At 41.7% G+C, this 8,891-nt stretch carries 7 protein-coding genes; 4 read left to right on the top strand and 3 right to left on the bottom strand.

The annotated features are described in order from the left end of the window. Positions 1-170: 170 nt before the first annotated feature. From recJ to xerD, 3 genes are all read right to left on the bottom strand, one after another. Entirely contained in the window at positions 171-1,904 is a 1,734-nt protein-coding gene (recJ, locus tag CXF72_RS11510; RefSeq protein ID WP_198552577.1) for a single-stranded-DNA-specific exonuclease RecJ, read from the bottom strand. 137 nt (positions 1,905-2,041) lie between these two features. Then, positions 2,042-2,797, bottom strand: coding sequence for a bifunctional protein-disulfide isomerase/oxidoreductase DsbC (dsbC, locus tag CXF72_RS11505; RefSeq protein WP_101039163.1), 756 nt, complete (start codon positions 2,795-2,797; stop codon positions 2,042-2,044). A gap of 304 nt (positions 2,798-3,101) precedes the next feature. Beyond that, a complete protein-coding gene (gene xerD / locus CXF72_RS11500; protein WP_101039162.1) occupies positions 3,102-3,998 on the bottom strand; it encodes a site-specific tyrosine recombinase XerD in 897 nt (298 codons plus the stop codon). A gap of 54 nt (positions 3,999-4,052) precedes the next feature. Between xerD and fldB the strand changes: the two genes are divergently transcribed. The 4 genes from fldB to pflA all read left to right on the top strand — a co-directional run. Continuing rightward, complete coding sequence (gene fldB / locus CXF72_RS11495; RefSeq protein ID WP_101039161.1) at positions 4,053-4,571, top strand: flavodoxin FldB; 519 nt, start codon at positions 4,053-4,055, stop codon at positions 4,569-4,571. Between the two features lie 272 nt (positions 4,572-4,843). After that, positions 4,844-5,704 (top strand): formate transporter FocA, encoded by an 861-nt coding sequence (focA, locus tag CXF72_RS11490; RefSeq protein ID WP_101039160.1) that lies wholly within the window; start codon positions 4,844-4,846, stop codon positions 5,702-5,704. Between the two features lie 76 nt (positions 5,705-5,780). Further along, positions 5,781-8,066, top strand: coding sequence for a formate C-acetyltransferase (gene pflB / locus CXF72_RS11485; RefSeq protein WP_101039159.1), 2,286 nt, complete (start codon positions 5,781-5,783; stop codon positions 8,064-8,066). Between the two features lie 174 nt (positions 8,067-8,240). Further along, the coding region (gene pflA, locus CXF72_RS11480; protein WP_101039158.1) for a pyruvate formate lyase 1-activating protein at positions 8,241-8,891 on the top strand (651 nt) is incomplete at its 3' end.

Below are 8,891 nucleotides of genomic sequence, written 5' to 3'. Positions count from 1 at the left end.
AGAAGCTAGAAGCTAGAAGCTAGAAGCTAGAAGCTCGAAGCTCGAAGCTCGAAGCTCGAAGCTCGAAGCTCGAAGCTCGAAGCTCGAAGCTCGAAGCTCGAAGCTCGAGGCTCGAGGCTCGAGGCTCGAGGCTGGAAAGCTATACGTTGGCCTTCACGCCTTCACGCCTTCTAGCTTTCTGGCTTTTCCTCCGCTCGCAACACTTCCACCAGCATCTGCACTGTTCTATTGCCTCTAAATTCATTGATATCTAAACGATAAACACAATATACATTTTTCACCATAGGATTTGGCCAAAACTCGACATCAATATTAAAGGCGATCGCCTCAATCGTTTTACCCTCGAACTCTAAGGTCATTTTTAAATGTTTACTGCCCACCAGCCGCTGCTGCAGCAGTTTAAATTCGCCATCAAAGAGAGGAGCAGGAAAGCCCTGACCCCATGGCCCCGCATCTCTTAACTCCTGCGCTTGTTCAAGACTAAACTGCTGTCCTTTTAATTGTCCATCACAAAGGATGATATTGTTTAGCAGATCATTATCAACCTGTTCTTCAAGTACCCTATTGAGTGTTTTACTGAATAACTCAAAGTCAGCCTCTTTTAAAGAGAGTCCCGCAGCCATTGCATGTCCCCCGAATTTTAAAATAACACCGGGTATTTTTTTATCCACTAAATCGAGCATATCACGAATATGTACGCCGGGAATGGAACGTGCAGATGCTTTAATTTCGCCATTATTGGCCTTAGCAAAGGCAAAGGTAGGACGGTAATATTTTTCTTTAATACGCGATGCCACTAACCCTATCACGCCCTGATGCCATTCCTTTTCAAATAAACAAATAGCATGGGGGATATTATTTTCATCCAGTGAAAAATTGGCTAAGGTTTTTAACGCTTCCTCCTGCATCCCCTGCTCAATCTCGCGACGCGACTGATTTAAAGCATCTAATTCATTAGCGAGTATATTTGCCTGCTCAACATTTTCACACAATAACAACTCAACACCGAAGCTCATTTCATCGAGGCGCCCGGCTGCATTTAATCTGGGCCCTAATGAAAAGCCCAAATCACTCGCGACTAACTGAGCTTGGTTTCTTTTGGCAACACTGATTAAAGCGCTGATCCCGACCCGGCAAACACCGGCACGAATTCGTGCCAATCCCTGATGGACTAACGTGCGGTTATTCGCATCAAGCACAACCACATCGGCAACCGTCCCTAAGGCCACTATATCTAATAATTTGGCTAAATTAGGCGCTTTAAGATGTGTAAAATAGTTTTTGTTTTGCATAAAAGCACGTAACGCCAGCATCACGTAAAAAGCGACACCGACACCCGCCAGATTTTTACTTGGAAAACTGCAGCCAACTTGATTCGGATTAACTATTGCGTCAGCTTGTGGAGTTTCCGCTCCAGGTAAGTGGTGATCTGTAATTAATAACTTCAGACCTTTATCTTTTGCATGTTTAGCACCAGAGATACTGGAAATACCATTATCGACCGTCATCAATACCTGTGCACCCTTGGTAATGGCTAAATCGACTATCTCCGGGCTTAATCCATAACCATAATCAAAACGATTGGGAATAAGATAATCAATATTGGTAAAACCTAAACCGCGTAACGCCAAAATACTCAGTGCAGTGCTGGTCGCACCATCGGCATCAAAATCACCTACTACTATTATTTTTTGTGACGTTAACAAGGCCTGATATAAAAGTTCACAGGCCGTTGTGATCCCTTTCAACTGTTGCGCATGAAGTAGACTTTGGGTGCTGTTATCTAATTCACTTGCACTGCTAATACCGCGATTGATATAAAGCTGAGTTAATAAAGGGGAGCAGGATAAGTTGATCGGAACAGGATCTAAAACGCTTCGTTTTTTGACTTGAACTGTAGGCATAATGGCTACCAAATACTTTTATAATAAGAATAGTCAACCACCCTATTTTAAAATGCAGGAATCTGCATTCTCAAATAGGGTCGCTATGTAAAGGCTATATATTGACGCTCTATAAAACTTGACGAAAAACAGCAGCGTTATTTTTTCTCTAACAGCTGCAGTAAACGCTCAGGGGGAAGATAACCGGGGGCAAGGGTACCATCTTCTAAAATCAAAGCCGGCGTACCATTTATTCCCAACAAGCGCCCAAGCTCATATTGCTCTTTTACGGTGTTTTCACAGTTTTCAAAAGGGATCTCGCGGCGTTTTTTAGCCATATTCATCGCATCGACGGGATCAGCTGAGCACCATATTGAGACCATAGTATGATAGGTCGAAGAATCAATCCCCGCACGCGGAAAGGCTAAATAACGGATCGTAATGCCCAGTTTATTATAACCTGCCATTTCTGAATGTAATTTCTGACAGTAACTACAGGTCGGATCGGTAAATACGGTGACAACGTGTTTTTCATCGGGCGCTTTAAAAACTATCATGTCTTTTTCAAAGGCGCTTATTTTATCGACATTTTCAACCACCTTTGCCCGACTTAATTGTGCTTTTTTCTGCTCAGTAATATTAACCATTCGATTATCTAAATCGTAAATACTGCCATACAATAAATGGGTTGCATCTTCACTAATATAATAAATATCACCATCGGAGATGACTTCATACAAGCCCTTTACGGCTGACTTCTTGACCGTGTCAACGGGGATCTTAAGGCTGTTCATTTTAGTCGTTATTTGCTCAATAACCGCAGAGGAGGGTGATTCAGACGTCGCCGAGACAGCTGAAAAACTGCTTAATAAAAAAACACAAATAACCCCTGTTTTTGAAAAAATAGTCGCCATACAAACCTCATATTGTTAGTGGAATAAAGAGAGTGTCTATTAGGCTTAATTATGCCTAGTAAGCACTGCTTTGTGAATATTTTAATTTGCCAGCAATAAATACTAGGGCCTGTTTTTTTGAGTGTTATACCAAGTGTATTAAAGAAGTGATCTTGTATTGCCCCGGAAAAATTAACGCTAGCAAGGCATGAGTTGCAGGAAGTAGTTATTCTCCTTTCAAAACTCATAACACAGATAGCGTTAATTTTAACCAGCAAGACTGATCATATTTTTAATGCATTTGGTATTATCCGAGATGACTTCCTTATGCCCTTGGATGATGCTCCTGATGCAGAGCTTTCAATCTGTCCTGTGCAATATGGGTGTAAATCTGCGTTGTAGAAAGGTTGCTGTGCCCCAATAGCATCTGCACCACACGCAGATCTGCGCCGTAATTTAATAAATGCGTTGCAAAGGCATGACGCAGTACATGCGGCGATAACGCAGCTTTATCTATGCCGCATAATTGTGCATAAAATTTAATACGATGCCAAAACGTTTGTCTCACCATCACAGAGCCGCGGCGACTTGGAAATAACACGTCGCTGCTTTGACCTTTTAACAGATCCGGACGCGCTTCCTCTATATAACGCTCAACCCAATAGATAGCCTCTTCGCCTAATGGCACCAACCGCGTTTTATCACCCTTCCCGGTGACGCGCACAACGCCTTGTTTTAAATTGATCTCTTCCATCGACAGCCCGACTAACTCGGAAACGCGCAAACCCGTCGCATAGAGGAGCTCAAGCATGGCTTTATCTCGAAATTGCACACTGTCGGATAAATCCGGTGAGGATAATAATCCGTCAACTTCGGACTCTGAAAGTGACTTAGGCAAGGGTTTGATTATTTTAGGGCTTTCAAGCTTAGCGCTGGGATCATCCTCGCGTATTTTTTCCCGGCATAAATATTGATAATAACGGCGTAAGGCACTCATTAAACGCGCAGTTGATGCATTTTTGTATTCTTTCTCTCCGCTCAGACGACAACTAAAAAAATCAATTAAATCTACTGACGAGGCTGAGCACAAACTAACCGATTTAGTGGCAAGAAAAATTTCAACCAAATGTAAATCATGACGATATGATTCTAGAGTATTTTGCGATAATCCCCTCTCTAACCATAATGAATCTAAAAATTGATCGATGCTTAATGCTTCCATTAAGACTCCCTTATCTGTAAATTAACACCGTTTTTAGTCTATCGGGCGTTATATATGAAAATCGGATTATTTTATGGTTCTAGTACTTGTTATACAGAAATTGCAGCTGAAAAGATTCAGGCTTGTATAGGTGAATCACTTGTTGAGATATTTAACATAAAAACAACCCCCATTAGCAGAATAAATGATTATGATATTCTTATTTTAGGCATTTCTACTTGGGATTATGGCGAGCTGCAGGAAGATTGGGGAGCACTGTGGAACGAACTTGAAGGGCTTAATCTCAAAAATAAAATTATCGCTTTATATGGTCTAGGGGATCAAGAGGGTTATAGTGAATGGTTTCTTGATGCCGTTGGTATGCTGCATGACGAACTGCTACCACAGGAACCTCTTTTTGTCGGTTACTGGCCAACAACAGGCTATGAATTTATTGCTTCAAAAGCCCTTTTACCCGATCAGCAGCACTTTATGGGATTGGCGCTTGACGAAGACTCACAATACGAATTAAGCGATCAACGTATCGATGAATGGTGTTTACAAATTTTACAAGAAATAGAACTATTACTATAATAAACAGAATAAGCCTTTATCACTGTTTGCTTGTCATTCCGTGATTTAGCAACAAACAATTCAGCATAAGCAGACTCTCTGTCATTATCATTGTGTTGAATTATCCCTTTTAGAAAAATAATCTCAACGCACAGCTTTATCGTGAAAGTGATAAAAAATACCGAAAATGTAATAAAATTACAACCAATCCCCGGCAATTGATTTAAATCAAATTTATTACATTATCCATTTGTTAAACTTCTTGTACTCTCAATAAACAGGAACGAAACGAGATGCTTGCAGAAAATAAATTAGAAGAACTACTGCCTCATCAACTAACCGAAAAAGCGGGTGAAATTGCATATAATAAAGCAACTAAAGCCCCCCTATCAGCTTTTTACCTCGCGGTTACTGCGGGTCTTTTTATCAGCCTCGCCTTTGTTTTTTATGTCACAGTCACCACCGGCAGTGAAAATGTCGCCTGGGGTCTTAGTAAATTTGCAGGTGGTGCCGCATTTAGTCTCGGCCTACTGTTAATCGTTGTCGTAGGCGGCGAACTTTTCACCAGCAGTACGCTAACGCTGATAGCTAAAGCGAGCAAACGCATCACCATGGCACAACTGCTTAAAAACTGGGTGATTGTTTATTTTGGTAACTTTATCGGCGCAACCTTCCTTGTTTTACTCATATTTTTTGCGGGTATGTACAATGCAGATCACGGGCAATGGGGATTAACAGTCTTACATATTGCCCAACATAAACTGCATCACTCCTTCATAGAAGCCGTTTCACTGGGTATTTTATGTAATATTATGGTTTGTCTGGCCGTGTGGATGGCATTTGGCGCACGCACTGTTAGCGATAAAATGTTTGCCGTATTTCTACCTGTCACCATGTTTGTTTCCTCTGGTTTTGAGCATAGTATTGCCAATATGTTTATGGTCCCTAGCGGCATTTTAATCCAGCAATTTGCTCCCGCAGAATTTTGGATCTCTATCGGAGAGAACGCCGGGCAATACTCAGACTTAACAATTTCCAATTTTATTTTCGATAACTTAATTCCAGTGACCATCGGTAACATTATTGGTGGGGGCGTAATAGTAGGTTTAATGCACTGGATGATCTATTTACGTCCAATGCAGAAAAAAAAATAAGCACTATAGAATCTATTTACAGTTCAACTCATACTAAATTCAACTCATACTAAATTCAACTACAAGGTAAATCGTTATGACTAAGCTTAATGAAGAATTGGCATCGGCATGGCAAGGTTTTGCTGGTGACGTTTGGAAAACTGACGTTAATGTTCGAGACTTCATCCAACAAAACTACACACCTTTTGACGGTGATGAAAGTTTCCTAGCGGGTGCAACCCAAGCCACTGATGCGCTTTGGGCTAAAGTGATGGAAGGAATCAAACTGGAAAACAGCACCCATGCGCCGGTTGATTTCGATACTGATATTGTTTCGACAATTACCGCTCATGATGCCGGTTACATCAACCAAGATTTAGAAACTATTGTTGGTCTGCAAACCGATGCGCCCTTAAAACGTGCGATTATCCCTAACGGCGGTATTCGTATGATCGAAGGTTCTTGTAAAGTTTATGGTAAAGAACTCGATCCAACTATTAATAAAATTTACTCTGAATTCCGTAAAACACATAACCAGGGTGTTTTTGATGTTTACACGGGTGATATCCTAAAATGTCGTAAATCAGGTATCTTAACCGGTTTGCCAGATGCTTACGGCCGTGGCCGCATTATCGGTGATTACCGTCGTGTTGCGCTGTACGGAATTGACTTCCTAATGGCCGACAAAGCAAAGCAGCATAAAAGCTTAGAAAAAGATTTACTTGCAGGAGCAACACTTGAAGAGACGCTCAAATTACGTGAAGAGATCTTTGAGCAATACCGAGCACTAGCACAAATCAAAGAGATGGCGGCTAAATACGGTTGTGATATCTCTCGCCCGGCAAAAAATGCCAAAGAAGCGATTCAGTGGACTTATTTCGGTTATCTGGCGGCAATAAAATCACAAAATGGCGCTGCGATGTCATTCGGTCGTACCATGAGCTTTCTTGATATCTATATCGAAAAAGACATGCAGGCAGGTGTACTTAACGAGACTGAAGCACAAGAGCTTATCGATCACTTGGTTATGAAATTACGTATGGTACGTTTCCTGCGTACACCTGAATACGATGATCTGTTCTCCGGCGATCCTATCTGGGCAACGGAATCTATTGGCGGTATGGGTGTTGACGGACGTACGCTAGTGACTAAAAGCAGCTTCCGTATTCTGCATACACAATACACTATGGGCCCTTCTCCTGAGCCGAATATTACTGTTCTATGGTCTGAAGCATTACCTATTAACTTCAAAAAATACTGCGCGAAAGTATCGATTGATACTTCTTCTATCCAGTATGAAAATGATGACTTAATGCGCAGCGATTTCGATAACGATGATTATGCTATCGCCTGTTGTGTCTCCCCGATGATTGTCGGTAAGCAGATGCAGTTCTTTGGTGCCCGTGCCAACCTTGCTAAAACCTTGCTTTACGCAATCAACGGCGGCGTAGATGAAAAATCTAAAGTGCAGGTTGGCCCTAATGCATTGCCGGCAATCACATCGAAAGTATTAGATTACGATGAAGTCTTCGCCAACCTTGACCACTTTATGGACTGGTTAGCTGAAACCTACGTCACTGCACTTAACTGTATTCATTATATGCATGACAAATACAGCTATGAAGCATCTCTAATGGCACTGCACGATCGTGATGTTGAACGTACTATGGCTTGTGGTATTGCCGGTCTTTCAATTGCCGCAGATTCACTTTCTGCGATTAAATACGCAACGGTTAAACCTGTGCGTGATGAAGACGGTATTGCAACTGATTTTGAGATCGAAGGTGATTACCCTAAATTTGGTAACAATGACCCGCGTGTCGATGAAATGGCTTGTGATCTTGTTGAACGTTTTATGAAAAAAATTCAATCTCACAAAATGTACCGCAATGCCCGTGCGACTCAGTCTATCCTTACTATTACCTCTAACGTGGTATACGGTAAGAAAACCGGTAATACACCCGACGGACGTCGCTCTGGCATGCCCTTTGCGCCTGGTGCTAACCCAATGCATGGTCGTGATGAAAAGGGTGCGGTTGCATCATTAACCTCTGTTTCTAAACTGCCATTTTCCTACGCTCAAGATGGTATTTCATATACTTTCTCAATCGTACCGAATGCATTAGGTAAAACTGACGATTCACAAAAAACAAACTTGGCGGGTCTGATGGACGGTTACTTTAAGCACACCCCTGAAATTGAAGGCGGTCAGCACTTAAACGTAAACGTAATGAACCGTGAAATGTTGGTCGATGCAATGGAAAATCCTGAAAAATACCCGCAGTTGACTATCCGTGTTTCCGGTTACGCCGTACGTTTTAACTCGTTAACTAAAGAACAGCAAAGCGATGTTATTTCACGTACCTTTACTGCAAGGTTGTAAAAAAATATTCAGGTAGAACCTAAACTCGAAGAGGCATCTTCAGTCTGCCTGCTATAATTGCAAAGGTTTCATCTGTACAGATGAAACCTTTCTTTTTATCTATTATAAAATATTTATTTGCTTGGTTTTTTTCCGTAAAATGCAAATCAAATAATCTATTTTTAAGGACTTCTAATGTCAGTAACCGGACGCGTTCATTCTGTTGAAAGTTGTGGTACCGTTGATGGACCGGGGATCCGTTTTATTATTTTTTTGCAGGGCTGTTTAATGCGCTGTAAATATTGTCATAATCGCGACACTTGGGATACCGAAGCCGGTAAAGAGATGAGCGTTGAAGAATTAATGGCCGAGCTGGTGCAATATCGCCATTACATGGAAGCATCGGGCGGCGGGATCACCGTTTCCGGGGGCGAAGCTATGCTCCAGCCTGAATTTATTAAAGCGATCTTTGAAGCCTGCCGTCTGGAGGGTATTCATACCTGCTTAGATACTAATGGTTTTGTGCGCCGAATCGATGACACGGTTAAAGGCGTGCTTGATGTCACTGATCTGGTGTTATTGGATATCAAACAGATGGACAATAATAAACATATCGATTTAACCCACGTCAGTAATAAATACACGCTTGAATTTGCTCACTATCTAGCAGAGCGTCATCAAGCTGTGTATTTACGTTATGTGGTTTTACCCGGTTATACCGATGCTATCGCTGACGTCCATGCTCTGGGTAAATTTATTGCGCCGATGAAAAATATCGAGAAAATAGAGCTGTTACCCTACCATGAATTAGGTAAGCATAAATGGACCGCAATGGGGGAAATCTAC

This window comes from Psychromonas sp. MB-3u-54, from assembly GCF_002836415.1.
In the GTDB taxonomy this organism is placed as follows: Bacteria; Pseudomonadota; Gammaproteobacteria; order Enterobacterales; family Psychromonadaceae; genus Psychromonas.
The sequence above is the reverse complement of the archived record's forward strand: the minus strand, read 5'-3'. Positions and strand labels throughout refer to the sequence as shown.

Coding starts and splice junctions, on each gene's coding strand:
- fldB (WP_101039161.1), top strand. CDS start 4,053: ATGAAAATCGGATTATTTTATGGTTCTAGTACTTGTTATACAGAAATT.
- focA (WP_101039160.1), top strand. CDS start 4,844: ATGCTTGCAGAAAATAAATTAGAAGAACTACTGCCTCATCAACTAACC.
- dsbC (WP_101039163.1), bottom strand. CDS start 2,797: ATGGCGACTATTTTTTCAAAAACAGGGGTTATTTGTGTTTTTTTATTA.
- recJ (WP_198552577.1), bottom strand. CDS start 1,904: ATGCCTACAGTTCAAGTCAAAAAACGAAGCGTTTTAGATCCTGTTCCG.
- xerD (WP_101039162.1), bottom strand. CDS start 3,998: ATGGAAGCATTAAGCATCGATCAATTTTTAGATTCATTATGGTTAGAG.
- pflB (WP_101039159.1), top strand. CDS start 5,781: ATGACTAAGCTTAATGAAGAATTGGCATCGGCATGGCAAGGTTTTGCT.